The organism is Enterococcus pallens ATCC BAA-351, assembly GCF_000407485.1.
Classification (GTDB): domain Bacteria; phylum Bacillota; class Bacilli; order Lactobacillales; family Enterococcaceae; genus Enterococcus_A; species Enterococcus_A pallens.
The window spans coordinates 1,344,354-1,361,382 of the sequence record NZ_ASWD01000001.1; the positions used below are offsets into that span (position 1 = coordinate 1,344,354).

15 protein-coding genes are annotated in these 17,029 nt (G+C 38.1%); 13 read left to right on the forward strand and 2 right to left on the reverse strand.

What is annotated here, in order from left to right; all coding sequences use genetic code 11:
• The first annotated feature begins 146 nt into the window (after positions 1-146).
• From I588_RS06395 to I588_RS06415, 5 genes are all read left to right on the forward strand, one after another.
• On the forward strand, positions 147-1,889 hold the full coding sequence (locus tag I588_RS06395; protein ID WP_010758155.1) for a carbon starvation CstA family protein: 1,743 nt from the start codon (positions 147-149) through the stop codon (positions 1,887-1,889).
• A 128-nt stretch (positions 1,890-2,017) separates the two neighbouring features.
• Positions 2,018-2,755, forward strand: coding sequence for an ABC transporter ATP-binding protein (locus tag I588_RS06400; protein WP_010758156.1), 738 nt, complete (start codon positions 2,018-2,020; stop codon positions 2,753-2,755).
• Positions 2,752-4,347 (forward strand): hypothetical protein, encoded by a 1,596-nt coding sequence (locus tag I588_RS06405; protein WP_010758157.1) that lies wholly within the window; start codon positions 2,752-2,754, stop codon positions 4,345-4,347. The genes I588_RS06400 and I588_RS06405 overlap by 4 nt, the downstream gene beginning before the upstream one ends.
• Before the next feature lie 97 nt (positions 4,348-4,444).
• Positions 4,445-4,603, forward strand: coding sequence for a hypothetical protein (locus I588_RS26785; protein ID WP_010758158.1), 159 nt, complete (start codon positions 4,445-4,447; stop codon positions 4,601-4,603).
• Positions 4,604-4,874: 271 nt separating this feature from the next.
• Entirely contained in the window at positions 4,875-5,792 is a 918-nt protein-coding gene (locus I588_RS06415) for a site-specific integrase (RefSeq protein WP_010758159.1), read from the forward strand.
• A gap of 122 nt (positions 5,793-5,914) precedes the next feature.
• Here the strand turns inward: I588_RS06415 and I588_RS06420 are convergent, their stop codons facing one another.
• Positions 5,915-6,130, reverse strand: coding sequence for a hypothetical protein (locus I588_RS06420; RefSeq protein ID WP_010758160.1), 216 nt, complete (start codon positions 6,128-6,130; stop codon positions 5,915-5,917).
• Between the two features lie 176 nt (positions 6,131-6,306).
• On the opposite strand from I588_RS06420, the gene I588_RS06425 reads away from it, so the two are divergent.
• From I588_RS06425 to yjeM, 5 genes are all read left to right on the forward strand, one after another.
• The gene (locus I588_RS06425; protein ID WP_010758161.1) at positions 6,307-6,981 is read left to right on the forward strand and encodes a response regulator transcription factor; all 675 of its coding nucleotides are present in this window, start codon (positions 6,307-6,309) and stop codon (positions 6,979-6,981) included.
• Positions 6,982-6,984: 3 nt separating this feature from the next.
• On the forward strand, positions 6,985-7,977 hold the full coding sequence (locus I588_RS06430; protein WP_010758162.1) for a sensor histidine kinase: 993 nt from the start codon (positions 6,985-6,987) through the stop codon (positions 7,975-7,977).
• Between the two features lie 92 nt (positions 7,978-8,069).
• Positions 8,070-8,831 (forward strand): ABC transporter ATP-binding protein, encoded by a 762-nt coding sequence (locus I588_RS06435; protein ID WP_010758163.1) that lies wholly within the window; start codon positions 8,070-8,072, stop codon positions 8,829-8,831.
• Between the two features lies 1 nt (position 8,832).
• Positions 8,833-10,818 (forward strand): FtsX-like permease family protein, encoded by a 1,986-nt coding sequence (locus I588_RS06440; protein WP_010758164.1) that lies wholly within the window; start codon positions 8,833-8,835, stop codon positions 10,816-10,818.
• Between the two features lie 702 nt (positions 10,819-11,520).
• Positions 11,521-13,002: a glutamate/gamma-aminobutyrate family transporter YjeM gene (yjeM, locus tag I588_RS06445; protein ID WP_010758165.1), complete on the forward strand. Its 1,482-nt coding sequence runs from the start codon at positions 11,521-11,523 to the stop codon at positions 13,000-13,002.
• A gap of 81 nt (positions 13,003-13,083) precedes the next feature.
• Here yjeM and I588_RS06450 read toward each other — a convergent pair whose 3' ends face one another.
• A complete protein-coding gene (locus I588_RS06450; protein WP_010758166.1) occupies positions 13,084-13,995 on the reverse strand; it encodes a DUF2268 domain-containing putative Zn-dependent protease in 912 nt (303 codons plus the stop codon).
• Between the two features lie 284 nt (positions 13,996-14,279).
• Here I588_RS06450 and licT point away from each other — a divergent pair, with 284 nt between their 5' ends.
• Genes licT through I588_RS06465 form a run of 3 tightly spaced genes read left to right on the forward strand, consistent with a single transcriptional unit; the run spans position 14,280 to position 17,029 of the window.
• On the forward strand, positions 14,280-15,122 hold the full coding sequence (licT, locus tag I588_RS06455; RefSeq protein WP_010758167.1) for a BglG family transcription antiterminator LicT: 843 nt from the start codon (positions 14,280-14,282) through the stop codon (positions 15,120-15,122).
• A 12-nt stretch (positions 15,123-15,134) separates the two neighbouring features.
• Entirely contained in the window at positions 15,135-16,598 is a 1,464-nt protein-coding gene (locus I588_RS06460) for a PTS transporter subunit EIIC (RefSeq protein WP_010758168.1), read from the forward strand.
• Positions 16,595-17,029: a PTS sugar transporter subunit IIA gene (locus tag I588_RS06465; RefSeq protein WP_081633029.1), complete on the forward strand. Its 435-nt coding sequence runs from the start codon at positions 16,595-16,597 to the stop codon at positions 17,027-17,029. Before I588_RS06460 ends, I588_RS06465 begins: the two co-directional genes overlap by 4 nt.

Here is a 17,029-nt window from a genome sequence, read left to right on the forward strand (position 1 = left end):
CCGTCTTTTTTGGCGTGAAAGGAGATTGCTTGATTATTTCGCTGCTTGCAACTATTATCAGAAAATTTCAGCAATTCTCTTTACATTTTAATCTAAATGTGGGAATATACGGCATAAATTAAAATAAAATTAGAGTGGGTGGAGAAATGAACGGTGTCGTGATTTTGTTAGTTGCAATTATTTGTTTTATCGCCGCATATGTTGGCTATTCTAAGTGGTTAGAGCAAAAATGGGGAATTGATCCTAAAGCAGTTACTCCTGCAGTCAGATTAGAAGATGGTGAGGATTATGTTCCAGAACCAGCTTTTGTGGTATTTAGCCACCAATTTTCGTCAATTACGGGTGCAGGACCAGTAACTGGACCAATCATTGCTGCCATGTTTGGCTGGGTGCCAGCGTTCTTATGGATTTTGTTTGGCGGTATTTTCTTTGGGGCAGTTCACGACTTTGGGGCGCTGTATGCTTCAGTAAAAAATGATGGTAAGTCGATTGGTTTGATTATTGAAAAATACATTGGCAAAGTCGGGAAGAAATTATTCCTGCTGTTTTGCTGGCTATTTGCTTTATTAGTTATTGCGGCTTTTGGCGATATTGTAGCAACGACCTTTAATGGCTTTACTCCTGAAGTTGCAGAATCTGTCAATACGGCTAATGCTTCGGCGGCTTCAATTTCTATGCTGTTTATTATTGCTGCGATCTTAGTGGGCTTTGTCATGAAAAAGGTTCATATGAAAGGTGCAATAATGCATGTTTTTGGGATAGCTGTGTTGTTGGGTACTTTGGCTTTAGGAATTGCTTTTCCGATTTTTGCCAACAAACAAACGTGGCTGCTGATCGTATTTGCCTATTTATTTTTAGCCTCTGTTATGCCTATGTGGTTGTTGATGGCACCAAGAGATTTTTTGAGTACTTATATGTTGTTAGGCATGATTATTGCGGCTGTATTAGGTTTGCTGGTAGAGCATCCAGCGATGGACTTGAATGCTTTTAATGGTTTCGCTGTAGTTGATGCAACAGGTAGTGTAAAATATTTGTTCCCAATTCTATTTATTACGGTAGCCTGTGGAGCAGTGTCTGGCTTTCACAGCTTGGTTTCTTCAGGAACCTCTTCTAAGCAGGTGCGTAATGAAAAAGATATGCGTCCGATTAGCTTTGGGGCCATGATGTGTGAATGTGTTTTGGCAGTGGTGGCTTTAGTTGTAGCAGGAGCAGTTGCGCAAAATGGACAATTGCCGCAAGGAACACCATTTCAGATTTTTTCTAGCTCAGTTGCGGGATTTTTAACGAATTTTGGTTTGCCGGTACATGTGGCACAGTGCTTTATGACTATGTGTGTTTCAGCATTAGCTTTGACTTCGCTAGATTCAGTAGCCCGAATTGGCCGGATGTCGTTACAAGAATTTTTCTCTGAAGATGGCAAAGAAAAAGGAATCGCTAAGCTTTTGACGAATAAATATGTGGCAACTGTTGTAACCTTGGCAGCAGGCTTTGTGTTAGCGTTAGGCGGCTATAACAGTGTTTGGCCTTTGTTTGGCTCAGCCAATCAGTTGTTAGCAGCTATGGTGATGATTGCAGTAGCGGTTTACATGAAAACCTCAAAAAAATCAGGGGTGATGTTCTATATTCCAATGGGGATTATGCTGGCAGTTACCTTTACAGCATTAGGTATGTCAATTTATGGACTGGTAACCAAATTAATGAGTGCTACTCAATTTTTGATTACTATTCCGGCAACGCCAGCTGCGGGTCAATTTGTCTTCTTATCAGATGGGCTTCAATTAATTTTTGCTTTCTTGTTGCTTGGATTAGGGATTATGGTTGCAACCAAATGTTTGCAGGCTCTTTTCCAAACAGTTGAAAAAACGAAAGAAAAACCAGTTACTGAATAAAATAAAATGAATCGTCTTGAAGATTGGTGGATAAAACCGGTATTTGAGACGATTTTTCTATTCCAAATGGGATGAGACATTGTCAGAGAAAAAGTTTTCACGTATAGTAGAAAAAAAGGAGTGACAAAATGATTGAATTAATAGATGTTACTAAAATGTATGGTAAAACAGCTGCGTTGAAGGATTTGACTTTATCCATTAAAAATGGTGAAATATTTGGTTTCCTCGGCCACAATGGTGCTGGGAAATCTACTACCATTAAAAGTTTAGTCAGTATCATTGAACCTACCAGTGGAACAATCCGTTTCGATGGCATGGATCTGAAGGAAAATCGCTTAGCTATTAAAAAGAAAATTGCTTATGTTCCCGATACGCCAGATTTATTTCTTCAATTAACGGCAAATGAATATTGGGACTTAATTCGGGCAGCTTATGAATTAAGTGGTGAAGAAGCCCGTTTACGAGAATTGATTGAATTATTTGACATGCAAAGTTATGTGGACGAAACCTTGGAAAGTTTTTCTCATGGGATGAGGCAAAAAGCGATTATTATTGGTGCGCTGCTGCCAGATCCAGATATTTGGATTTTAGATGAACCTTTACAGGGACTAGACCCTCAGGCTGCTTTTGATTTGAAGGAAATGATGAAGCAGCATGCAGCCAAGGGGAAAACGGTTATTTTTTCTACCCATGTATTGGATACGGCCCAGCAATTGTGCGATGAATTGGCAATCCTGAAGAAAGGTGAGTTGATTTATAATGGTTCAGTGGATGCTTTGCTGCAGGATTATCCAAATGAATCATTGGAGAGTGTTTACTTGAAAATGGCTGGACGTCAGGCCCAAGAGCAGGAGGCGGAGGTATGAAGCTTCAGCAATTAAAAGCATTGATGCGAACCAATATCCTGTATGTAAACCCTTCTGCAACCAATCAAGCTCGCAAAAAAGGGAAAACTGGGGCTAAGCTAATTCGCAGCATTTTTAGCTCGTATATTCTTTCTGGAATTGTCTTCTTAGTCGTTTATGTAGGCATCATGTTTATGATTGATTTCTCGAAATTTCCTGGTTTCTTTACTTACTATATGGCATTGTTTGGTTTGATCGGCTTTTCCCAGGCAATGTCGGCAATTTTCAATGTCTTTTTTGAAAGTCGTGATTTGGAAAATTATCTTTCGATGCCCTTTCGCCAAGGAGAGGTCTTTTTATCAAAATTTTTAGTCGTCGGTTTAACGATTGTTCCTTTTCTGCTGCCCTTAGCCGTAGTATTCTTTCTAGCTGCCTGGCGCAGTGGACAAATGATATTACTGGCAATTATTTCCAGCTTGCTGCTTTTTGCAGCCTTCGTGTTACTGTTATTTGGCTTGTGTAGTTTGTTTATCTTTGGTTTAACTCAGACCAAGCTGTTTGCTCGGCATAAAAAGACCTTTACTACCGGGATGCTGGTACTTTCAATGGTTGTTTCCATCGGTGGTATTTTACTGATTAATTTCTCCCAGACCAATACAAGTTACAGTACAGAGTTGGTTGATAAAACGGCTTTAGCACCGTTCATGCCTTTCTTCTATGCGGTTACGGCACCTTTTTCGGTTGCAGGTTTATTAAGTATTGCTGGTTTAGTTATTTGCTTAGCAGTCATTTTCTTTATTTTAAGAAAAGGAATTGTACCAAAACTTTATCAATCCGTTAACGATACTCCGCAAAATGGTGGAAGTAAAAAACGGATGCGCAAGGAAAATCAAAACTTGGTGCAGTTGATGCGAAACTACAATATTCAATTGATCAAGAATCCAAACTTAGTGATGCAAATGCTTTCGTCTTCGCTAATCATGCCAATTGTATTCTTTATCACTTTCATGATGAATGGTGATTTTTCTTTTGAAGGTCTGTCTTTAAAATTTTTTGGTGTATTTTTTGTAGTTGGAATTTTTGTAGCGGGTATGACGATCAATCAAACCTCTTTTGTTAGTTCGATTATTTCTCTGGATCGAGAAAACTTCTTGTTTATTCGTTCCTTGCCGTTATCGTTCAAAAGCTATATGCGAATTAAATTTTGGTTTGCCTGCACCTTGCAAATTATCATTACGGGAGTTGTCGGATTATTAGCTGGTTTGGTGTTTCGTTTACCGTTTCTTTTATTGTTATCTATGTTGGCGGGGGTTGTTTTAGGTACCATTCTTATTTCATTGCATTTTTTCATTCGCGACTATCAGCTATTGAATTTGAGCTGGAACAATATTAGTGAGTTGTTCACTCGCGGCAGCGGAAATTTTGCTTTAGTCTTTTGGATTTTTGGTGTCATGATCCTTGGTGGTATTGTTATTACTGCTTATGTAATGGCTGTGATATTCCAAATCAATCCGTGGCTGTTAAATGGTGGAGTTTTCTTGCTGATTGCCGTAATCAGCGCCTTATATTTGAGAAATAAACAGACTTATTTTTGGAATAGGCTAATGGATTAAAAAGTTGGGACAGCTAGTATTTATTTAGATACTTGCTGTCCCTTTTTTTGAGTTGGGAGGCAAACCATTTTCTATTGAAGTAGTCGAAGGACAAAATGTGGCAGCTGAGACATTACTTGCGGTGATGGATTTGCCCCAACTAGAAAGTAGTCAAAAAGATGCTACAATTATAGTGGTTTTACCTGATGTAAAAAAGGGCAACTTGTTAAAGCAAAACCAACCAGTAACAATCAAGCAAATTGTATTTGAATTTTAAGTTAAAAGGAGACTGACAGTTTCGTTGGTCTCTTTTTATTGGTCTGCTGTTTAACGGGGATGATCCGCCTAAAGTTAAAATTTACTTATTCTTTCCTTTTGTAAATCTAATTTTATAACTCACATATTTATTGTGTCAGCAACCTTTCTGTCATAATAAATTTTTCGATTGATTATTTATCTAAACATTTCAGTTAAATTATAGTAAAATAAGCAAATCAAGACGTATTTGGTTATACTAATGATTTTATGAATATGGAGGAGAAGAATGAATGCCACGAGTGGGAGATAATATTTATTTGAGAAAGGATGGCCGCTGGGAAGCGCGCTATACAATTTCTAAGGACGAAAACGGCAAGGTTAAATATCGCTCGGTTTACGGAGAAACCAGAGAAGAGGCTTATGAGAAGCGTTTAATATCCATGATGAAAATGGAGGAAGTGTTTAAACGAACTCATCGTTTTGTTGGGGATTTACCCAACCTGCCAACTCCTACAACAAAAGCTTATAGTTGCGAGAAATGGTTTATTCTTTTTCTTGTGGAGGAAAGTAAAACAAAGAATAACAGTACACTTGAAAAACAACGGACGCTTGTGGCTAAATATATTCTTCCGGCATTTGGCGATATGCCTCTTAGTATGGTCACTCATGAAACGGTTAAAGAAATGGCTAGTGAGATATATGCGGATGGCAAAGGGAATAAGCTTGCTTATGAAGCAATCTGGTTGGTGAGCAGAGGAATGGCAAAGGCTGTAAAAGAAGGATTTCTGCGTTATAATCCTTGTTCTTATATGGCGCGACCTAATCAACGAGAATTCTTTACCTATTATATAAAAGAGGATGGGCTAACAGGCTGCCCCAAAAGTGATGAGTATCAATTAAAAGCCGCTCTATGTTTTATGCAGGAATCTAGACTCCAATTGAGTAAAATTTTATCTCTGAAGTGGAAAGACATTGATTTTGATCAACGGTTGATTTTGCTAAATAAAAATACATACCAAGAAGTAGCTGTTGAACCTGTAGCTAAGCCTGACCTTAATGAACTTCCAATGACAGAATTTATGTACCCGATATTGCAGGAATTAAAGGCGGCCTCTGAAGATGACTTTGTTTTTAAAAAAGACAAAAATTTGTGGACGGAGGAAAATATCGATAAAACTTACTTCAGCATGGACAGCAGAAATAAATAGTCGGAACCAATCAGTATTTCTTAATAGCTGACGCAAATAGTTCAGTAAAGTTAGAGCGATACTCATTCAAAAAAAGGTACTTAAACTCTGTTATCTAGACAAGGTTTAAGTACCTTTATTTTTTATGCTTCAGGATGTTCAAAATATTTGATTGCATGCTTGAAAACACTAATTACTCGTTTATCAGACAGTTCAACGTCCATGCGTTTAGGATGGACTGCGATCAAGGTTCCTTCTAGAACTTCTCCATCTAATAAAGTGACAATAACAGGTTTTGGTAAACCTAACTTCTTTGGATCATGTGCATTTTCCATGTTTCCGATTGGTTGTTCTGACATACTGATCATTCCTTCCAAATTTTACTTCTATATATAGTGATAATACGAAAGGTAAAAAGTTACAAGCAATCTGCTTGTTCAAAATCATGGCTTCAGTATAAAACTGCGTCCTTTTGCAAAAAAACTCCTAACTGCTCAGCTCTTTTAGTATAATAGTAGAAATGAGGAGTGAGTGGATGACGAAACTTTTTTTAGTAGAGGATGATCCCACGATTGTGAAGGTTGTGCAGGAGCATTTACAGCAATGGGGGTACGAGTGTGTAGCACCTGAGAATTTTCAACAGGTGGACCAAGAGGTAAAGCAGGCGGAACCGGACTTAGTAATTATGGATATTTCCTTACCCTATTTCAATGGGTTTCATTGGTGTCAGGAAATTCGCAAGTTTTCTGAGGTACCGATTATTTTCTTGTCTTCAGCTGAAGATAAGATGAATCAAATCATGGCGATGTCTATGGGAGCAGACGATTTTATGGCAAAGCCCTTTGACTTGTCATTGCTGGTAGCAAAAATTCAAGCACTGTTAAGACGGAGCTACCAATATGGACACCAGGAAACCACTTATGAGCTGCAGGGATTTCAGTTTCTTCCGACTGAGAACTTATTAAAAAATGAGCTGACGACGGTTCCGGTTTCTCCTAATGAATCACGGATTTTACACTTGTTGTGTCAGCACCGTGGACAGATTGTAGCGAGGGAGCAGATTATCGAGCTGTTATGGCAAAATGATGAATTTATCGATAATAATACTTTGGCAGTAAACCTTACCCGACTGCGTAAAAAATTAGCAGCAGCAGGTATCAACGATTTAATTCAGACGGTCAAAAATAAGGGCTATCTAATTGAGGAGTAATGAATGAAAAAAACAATAACGTCCTTCTTTTATGAACAGCGAGTAGTGTATCTGCTTTATTTGTTGATTGTTGGTTTGGCTGCTTTTACCTTCTATTTATATGATTTACCACTAATGGCCTTTGCGGACGGACTGCTGTTTACCCTTTTTTCACTCCTTGTTTATACGCTAATGGCATTTTATAGATATATTCGCAAACAACGGCAGCTAACAATTCTGACTGAAAACCTAGTGCAATCAGAAGCACAAGCACTTTTTCCACGACCAGATACTCAGTCGGAGGCTTGCTACCAAGAAATCATTCGTCAGCTGTTGGCGGAGACCAACAAAGAGCGGCTGAAGGGACAACAGGCTAAACAGGAGATTTTTGATGATTTCGGTTTGTGGATGCACCAAATAAAGACCCCTGTTGCCGCTTTGGATTTGTTAATTCAGACAGGCAACAGCAATCCGCAAGAAATGAAGGCAGAGCTGTTTAAAGTAAATGAGTATTTGCAGATGATGCTGAATTATCTGCGGCAAAATTTAGACAGCCAGGATTTGATGATTGAAAAATTAGCCATTGATACAGTGGTGAAAGAAGTTTTGCGAAAATATGCTTTTTTCTTTTCTCAGAAAAATTTACAGTTGGAATTAAAGCAGCTGGAGGGTGGCTTTGTTCTGTCTGACAAAAAGTGGCTGATTTTTATTTTGGAGCAGGTTTTATTCAATGCGATCAAATATACAAATGATGGAAAGATCACCATCACTTTTTTTGAAAATCAGTTAGATATCCAAGATACGGGCATGGGCATTCGACCGGAGGATTTGCCTCGGGTTTTTGAGAAGGGCTATACTGGTTATAACGGGCGTGAGCAGCAGCGAGCAAGCGGACTGGGATTGTATTTAAGTCAAAAGGTGGCCCAAAAGATTGGCTGCCGTTTGGCAATTGATTCTACAATTAGTCAAGGAACCACGGTTTCCATCTTCTTTCCTAAGAAAAGGCCCATGAACTAAACCCAAACTTTCAAGACTGTAAGTTTGGGTTTCTTTTTGTAAGTGGTTCGGAACTGCTCCAGGTTCTATGATATAGGAGAGGAGGAGAGACAATGAATGAATTATTATATGTAAAAGATGTACGCAAGGTTTATCAAAGTCAAATGAACGGGTTATCGGTGGAAGCCCTGCGCTCGATTAATTTTAGTGTGGATTCAGGTGAATATGTAGCGATTATGGGAGAGTCCGGCTCAGGGAAGAGTACGCTGTTGAATCTAGTGGCCACCTTAGATAAACCAACGGCTGGAACGATGACTTTAAACAATATGGATCTAACGAAAATTCCGGAAAAAAATGCGGCGGCGTTTCGTCGGGATCATTTAGGCTTTGTGTTTCAGGATTTTAATTTGCTGGATACTTTTTCCGCGAAGGACAATATTTTATTGCCGCTCGTTTTATCTCAGGTGAAGGTAGCCGAAATGGATAAACGACTAGAGCCGATAGCGAAGGCACTAGGCATTCATCAATTGCTGGAAAAATATCCCTATGAACTTTCAGGGGGACAAAAGCAGCGGGTTGCTGTTGCCCGAGCAATTATTACTGAACCGGAATTATTGTTGGCAGATGAGCCCACTGGTGCTTTGGATTCTAAAACCTCCGATCAGCTATTGGAAATTTTCCAGCAAATTAATCAAAATGGGCAAACAATTTTGATGGTTACTCATAGTTCGATTGCTGCCAGTCATGCTGACCGAGTATTGTTTATTAAAGATGGTCAGGTCTTCCACCAACTGTATCGGGGACAACGTCAAAACTTCCAGTTCCTTGAAACAATCAATGAAACGATGACAGCCCTGCTGTCAAAGGAGGGGTAACATGTTCTACATCAAGTTAGCCCTTACTAATTTAAGAAAAAATCACCGAGCGTATTTGCCATTTTTGATCTCAATGATTTTCTTAGTCGCCGTTACTACCATGACACAAGTTATAGTGAATAATCCAGGAATGAATAAGCTGCCAGACAGCTATAGTGCCCTAATCATGTTCCGGTTGGGCAATATCATTTTAATGATTTTCTCAGTCATTTTTTCTATTTACACCAACAGTTTCTTACTGAAGCAGCGAAAAAAAGAAATTGGATTGTATAATGTTTTAGGTTTAGGCAAACGTGAATTGTATACCCTAATATTTTGGGAAAACCTGTTCAGCTTTGTGATTGTTTTAATCGCTGGCGTTATTAGTGGTGTAGTATTTGGCAAATTAGGATTTTTGATTTTGAAGAAAATGTTGGGAGTTGGTGAAGCATTTGTTTTCCAACTGACCTATGATGGGGTGCTGGTCACGGTGGCCTTGTTCGCACTCATTTTTCTATTCCTGTTTTTAATTAATTGCCTGCAAATTAGACGAACAAATCCCATTGATTTATTGCACAGCAGTAAATCCGGGGAAAAAGAACCTAAAAGCCGCTGGATTTTTTCAATTCTTGGTGCAATTTGCTTAATTGCTGGCTACGCTATTGCTTTATTGATTGAGTCTCCAGTTGATGCTTTACTGTATTTTTTCATTGCTGTCATTTTGGTGATAATTGGAACCTACAGCTTATTTATTTCAGGCAGCATTACTTTATTGAAAACGTTGAAAAAGCGAAAAAGCTATTATTACCAACCCAATCACTTTATCTCGGTATCAAATATGATCTATCGTATGAAGCAAAATGCAGCGGGGCTAGCAAGTATCTGTATTTTATCGACCATGGTGCTGGTTACAATGGCAACCACCGGCAGTCTGTATTTTGGTGGAAAGGATATGGTCGAGGCGCGTCATACTCACGATATTAGTATGACATCCTCGGTTCCGACTGATCAAATGGAACAAACTGCAAAAGATCTGGCCAAAGAGCAAGGGGTAACCTTAAAGAACTTCCAGCAGCTGCAAATGTCTTCCTCCGCATCGTTCATCCGTGAAGATACGGGAAATAAATTTGATTTAAAAATGGATATGACAGTGGATGACATGACCAAAGCTGCAATTATTTCTTTTATCACTTTACAGGAATATAACCGCTTAACAAAAAATGATCGCCAACTAGCGGAAAATGAAATGATTGTGTTTGCTGAAAGTGGAGATATTTCTGGTGAGCAGCTAACCTTAGATGGTGAGGCCTTCAAGATTAAGGAGGTCGTCAATGAGTTTATTGGAATGCGTAAGCAAAATAATTTGAGTGATGTTTTTCTAATTGTTTTGAAGGATCAAACCAGAGTGGATCACCTGCTTGAGCGCTTAGCTGTTTCTTCTGGTGATGAGGAGTTGAAGATTCCTAGCTATTCTTTATCATTTAATATAAATGCTTCAGAAGATAAACGGCTGGATTTTGCTTCTGTCTTGGCACAGCGCTATTCACAACAGTTTGATTCAGAGTCTTATATTCTGTCTTCCAAGGATCAATATGCACAATCTAACAGAACCTTCTCTAGCGGCTTCTTCTTTCTAGGAATGATCTTTGGAGTAACCTTTACACTGGCTACGGCTTTAATTATCTACTATAAACAAATATCAGAAGGAATGGATGATCAGCTGCGGTTTGAAATACTGCAAAAGGTTGGCATGAGCCATAGAGATGTGAAAAAGGTCATCCAAAGTCAAGTACTAACCGTCTTTTTATTCCCATTAGTGGTAGCTGTGATCCATCTAGCCTTTGCCTTTCCAATCATCCAAAAGTTATTGCTGCTTTTCGGTTTGCTGAACTGGCATATCTTCCTAATCGTTACGATTGTAGTCGTCTTGATTTTTGCGCTTCTTTACTTTATGGTGTACCAATTGACCGCTCGCAGCTATTATCAAATAGTAGAACGAGAAAGCTAAATAGAACTAAGGAGAAGAACGATGATTTCATTCATGGTTCTTTTCTTTTGGTGCAGTTTAAGCAAAGCCGTTGTCAAAAACCGCTCACAACTAGACCAATTAAATTGAAACAATTTTCAGAAAAATTAGGCAAAGGGGGTATTTTGATGGTTAAAGCATGTGCTTAAAATGAAAATTAAAAGGCAAAAAGCTAAATTTTTTCACTTTAATCACTCATTAAACATCTTCTTGAAAAGTTGGTAAAAAGTCTGTTTTGTTTGCGGTAGGATTCTTACTTTGTTTTTTCTGATAGATCAACAGTTCTTTTTAAATAAAAGTACTAGAGAATTCTCATAATGATAATCAACAAAGACTGAACAAAAAGTAAGAAAAAGCATTTGTTATAACTATTCGTGAATGGGGATACAAGATTTTTTGAGATAATAGAATAATATATCGATTGTTATATTATAAGAGTTATCGTTATTTTATAATTTTTAAGAGCAGTCGAATGTTGATTGGAAACAATGAGAAAATAGACTTTTTTATCTAATAATGTGATAAGCGCGATGCTTGCCGGATGTCTTTTTTCGGGGTAAAGTTTTTAGTGGGAGCTCTTATTTTATTGTATTGTACTTGTTCAATCAATAACGAACTGGAACTCATTTTTCTTGACAATATAATTAGCAGCCCAACTAAAACATTCGAAATGGAGTGATTGAAATGTCCAAAGCAGAAAAGGGCATGACGCTGGGTGCATTGGTCATGATGATCTTTACCTCAGTATTCGGCTTTGCCAACGGACCAGTTGCCTTTTATTTGATGGGCTATGGATCAATTGTCTTCTACGTCGTTGCAGCGATTCTATTTTTTATTCCGTTTGCATTGATGATGGCAGAGTTTGGTTCAACTATCAAAGGCGAAAACAGTGGAATGTATAAGTGGTTGGAAGTTAGTGTAGGACCACGATTTGCTTTCATTGGTACATTTATGTGGTTTGCCTCTTACGTAGTATGGATGGTATCGACGTCTTCTAAAGTTTGGATTCCGTTTACTACCGCTTTTGCCGGCAGCGACCAAACTCAAAAATTAGGGATGTTTGGCTTGAACTCAACACAAATGGTTGGTTTGCTAGCATGTCTATGGATGGTTATTGTAACGTTAGTATCCATTAAAGGGGTTAAAGGAATTGTAAAAATTACCAGCCTTGGCGGGATTGCTGTAACTAGCTTGAACGTAGTATTGATTATTATTTCCGGTATTATTTTGGTAATTAATGGCGGCCAATTGGCACAACCATTTGACCACATTTTACATTCTCCAAATCCTAGCTACCAAAGTCCAATCGGGCTGCTTGGTTTTGCGGTATTCGCAATCTTCGCTTACGGCGGAATTGAAGCTGTCGGAGGGATGGTTGATAAAACTCAAAACCCAGAAAAAACTTTCCCTAAAGGAGTCGTATTTTCTGCGTTAGTTATTTCAGTTGGCTATGCACTAGGTATTTTCTTATGGGGTGTAAGCACAAACTGGGATGCTGTTCTTTCAGGAGATTCAACCAACCTTGGAAACATCAGTTACGTTATGATGAATAACTTAGGAGTGGAATTTGGTAATGCACTAGGAATGAGCCAATCTGCTGCTGTAAGTTTAGGTAATTGGTTTGCCCGTTATACTGGTTTAGGTATGTTCTTGGCATACAGCGGGGCCTTCTTTACTTTAACTTATTCACCATTGAAGACTTTAATTATGGGAACACCAAAGAAATTATGGCCAAAGAAATTTACTGAATTGAATAATAATGGCATGCCTTCTTATGCAATGTGGGCACAATGTGGTATTGTTGTTGCGATCATTTTGATTGCTTCATTTGCTACACCAGATCCATCAGCTTTCTATAATATCTTAACCTTGATGGCTAACGTATCAATGACATTGCCATACTTGTTCTTGATCTATGCGTTTCCTAAATTTAAACAAAAAAATATGCCTCAAACCTTTGAAGTGTATAAAACAAAAAGTATGACGATGATTGTCAGCACAGTAGTCTTCTTGTTAGTATTGGGCGCGAACATCTTTACAATTTTCCAACCAATTATTGAAGGTGCAGGCGTACGTGACACTTTATGGATGATTGCCGGACCAATTGGCTTCACCCTTGTTGGGATGTTTCTTTATTCTCGATACACACATCGCGAAAAAGAGTAGGTTACGGATCTGGCAGTTTAACTGCGGGGTTCTTAATATATACCAGGCACAGGAGCAATCCTGTGCCTGCTTTCGTATAAGCTATTCTTCCCAAAAATCCGTTATTTCCGCTAAAATTTCCTCTGAGGGTAAGATTGTTGCTTCCGTAATCGTTTTTCCTGTCTTCTGCAAATAATGTTCAATCATATAGTAACCGCAGGCATAGCCGGCACAAAATGGTAAGCCGACAGGAAAATAATTGTTCATTTCAGCAATCTCATCACCATAAAGATAAGCAGTTAAATTCTCCATTCCCGAAACATCCAACGCCTCTTTAATCAAAGGCTTAATATACTCCTTCAAGCTTTCCATAGATACTTTGCTGACCCAAGGGCCTAATTTTTCTTTGCCATAAATGGAAGTTGCATAATTCTCTGCCAAGCCTTCACTTATCATCATTTCTGCTAGTGTAATATCGTCTCGCCATTCAATAAATTGGAAACGGACGTTGTGATTGCACTCATGAGCCAATGCAGCCGGCATGCGATCTAAAGTGAAAGTATTCGGATAAATCGCTCCCCAAATATACCCAGGAATTCCACCATCTCCAGAATAACCGTCACTCAAAATAGTGTAAGGACTTTTAGGATCTGCCAGCATAATCGTATAGAGATATTCCTGTATGGGTAATGAAATACCCGCTTTTTCAAAACGTCCCAGACCATCTTCAATCGCTTTTTGACAAGTTTGCCAAAAATTATCCTGCGAAAGTAAAGCTACATTATCCTGCTGGCTTTCATCGATTTTTTCTGGTGCTAAGTATCCCAACATAGTACTAGCCATGATGACATCATAGCCATTTTCCTGTTTGGCTTTGAGAGGAATACGATAAATCTCTAGTTTCTTTTCAAACGGCTTCATTAGTTCATAACGGTAAATATCGTTCCGTTTTTCTATCGATGCTGCGATCATTTTTTGATAAACATGATCAGAGCGAATGCCACGAATATTCATTTCCTTCATCTCCTTTTCGATAGTTTTACTATAGTGGTTGACGTTGCGTAAAGGTCAAGCTGTTTTTGCTATTTTTTTAAATGAGGCTAAAAATATCCGTTGACAGTTGAATGAAAGCGTGTTAATCTCTAATTGTTCAATTGAATAAGTATCGTAATGGGAAACCTAGATACCTCTTTACAAGAGATTGTATTGAGTCAAGGGTAGTAATCGTATTAATTTATGAGCTAGACCTATCTTCCAATGGGGGAGATAGGTCTTTTTGTCTTCCGGGGGGCGAAAAAATGATTATTAAGAAAATTTTGAACAACAATTTTTTAATTGTTGAAGAAAACAATGTTGAGAAAATTATTATGGGGCGAGGAATAGCCTTCAATAAAAAAGTTGGTCAAAAAGTCGATCAAAATCGTATTCAAAAGGAATTTGTGACGACAAATTCTGAGTTTGGCAATAAATTAGCTTTTTTAATTAACAATGTACCGATGGAAATATTTCAGGTAGTTGAGGAAATCGTTGAGCTCTATAAAAAAGAGTTTGATAAAGAAATTAGTGATGCAATTTATTTGTCGTTATCAGATCATCTAAATTTTTCTTTGACACGATCAAAGGAAGAATATACTTATAAAAATATGCTGATTTGGGACATTCATAATTTTTATCCTAAAGAGTATCAAATCGGTATATATGGTAGAAACCGCATCAACCAGCTGTTTAGTTTAGATATACCTAAGGAGGAAGCGGGATTTATTACACTGCATTTACTTAATGCAGACCTTAGTGCTGGAGATCCAGGCGAGATTCAAAATATCATTCAAATTGTTCAGGAGGTAACGGATATCATTCGCTATTACTTTGGAATTGAATTTGAAACCGAGTCGCTATATTATCAGAGATTGATTACACACGTGCGTTTTTTCGCTCAACGAGTAATTAAGGGAGTTGCTGGTTCGGAAGGTTTAGATAATGAAGAGTTGCTGTCGATGATCAAAGAAAAATATATTGAAACCTACCGATGTGTTCTCAAAATTGAAAAGCACATTGCCAAAAAATATGATTTTAAGTTGTCAGCAGAAGAAAAAATGTATTTAACCTTGCACATACAAAAGATTATCTTTGAAAGAGAATAGGAGCCGAAAAGAATGAGAAAATATGATGCCTTAGTCCAGTTCATTATTGAAAAAATTGGCGGGAAAGATAATGTTTCAGGAGTTACTCACTGCATGACCCGTTTGCGATTTACTTTAAACGATGCAGGAAAAGTGGATGAACAGGCTTTGCTGAAGCATGCAGAAATTATTACAGCTCAATATTCAGGTGGGCAGTATCAGGTAGTTATTGGCACACATGTAGCGGATGTTTATGCTGAGGTTGTTGAAGCACTTGGAAGTAGTTCCTACGTTCAAGAACAATCAGAAGACGAAGAGCAAAAAGGGTTAGTCAATCGTTCTATTGAAATCATTACTAAAGTAATTACACCAACATTAGGGATTTTAATCGCGGCCAGTCTAGTATTAGGAATTCAATCAATTTTAACTATTGCTAATCTAACTGGGCCAGATCAAGGGGAATCAATTATCCTGAATGCTTTAGGAAATGCACTGTTTACCTTCTTCCCAATCATTCTTGGGTACACGAGTGCTAAGGCCTTCAAGTCGGATGGTTTTATCGGTATGATGATTGGAGCAACACTGGTGTTTCCATCAATTCTAGCGGATTTAACTTCGGGCGACCCTTTGTACACCTTGTTTAATCACACAATTTTTGCAACACCAGTATTTAAAACATTCTTTGGTTTGCCGATTATTTTTCCAGAAAATGGCTATACTTCGACTGTGATTCCGATCATTTTAGCGATGTTTTTTATTTCCAAGGTTGAGAAAAAACTAATACAAGTGATCCCTAAAGTTTTACGCTTTACGCTGGTTCCATTAATTACGTTACTAATCGGTATACCAGCAACAATTTTACTTTTTGGACCATTAGCTAACTTTGCTAGTGCACTTATTTCAGCAGCTATCAGCTTTTTATATGGGGACTCACCAATCGTGACGGGGTTCGTTGTCGGATTGTTGTATCAACCATTAGTACTATTAGGTTTACATTGGCCAGTGATCGCTTTAGGAATAAACAACTTGGCTACTCAAGGCTATGATCAGTTAATGCCGATGATCTATACCGTCCCTTTTGCCCAAATGGCGGTAGTCTTTGCAGTGTACTTGAGGACAGTGAGCAAAAAGGAAAAATCAATTTGCATTTCAGCGATTATTTCGACTGTCTTTTGTATCATTGAGCCAGCAATGTATGGAGTAACCTTACCAGTGAAGAAACGTTTCTTTATAAGCTGCTTGGCTAGTGCTGTTGGTGGTGTAATTATTGCTGCCTTTAATGTACCAAACTATGCTAGTACCATTGGGTTATTTGGAATTGGTGGTTTTATTAATCCAGCTAACGCTGATTATTCTGGCTTCACTATTGCTGTGATTGCTACAGTAGCTACTTTAGCTGTTGGCTTTGTTCTGGGCTATTTGACCTATAATGACACAAAGAAGATAGAGAAAAATGAAGCAAACGAGACGGTAATTGCAGAAAAAAAGTTAGCATAGGCTCACCACTTTTTGGGAAAGTTTTTTCATTAAAATCCGTTCCTTTACATCCTCTAGCTCAAGGTATTTTAGGTGAGGGGGTGGTGGTGCTGCCTTATGAAGGGAAATTGGTGGCACCCTTTGCTGGAGAGGTTGTCAGTATTTTACCTAATCAACATGTAATCACTTTGCGAAGCGAGAAAGGAACGGAGCTATTGATTCATTTGGGGATTAATAGTAAAAAGGCGGCTAATGATCTGTTTAAATTAAATAAAATGGCTGGCGACCAAATCTATCCTGGAGAAAGCTTGATTGAATTTGATTTAACTCTGTTGAAAGAATTAGGAATAGATTCCCGAAGCATGATTATTCTTTTAGAAGCAGAGGGAGAGTTTATTTGGAAAGAAGAGTTGAATTATTTGGAAACCTTTGTAGAAATTGAGGAGAAATGA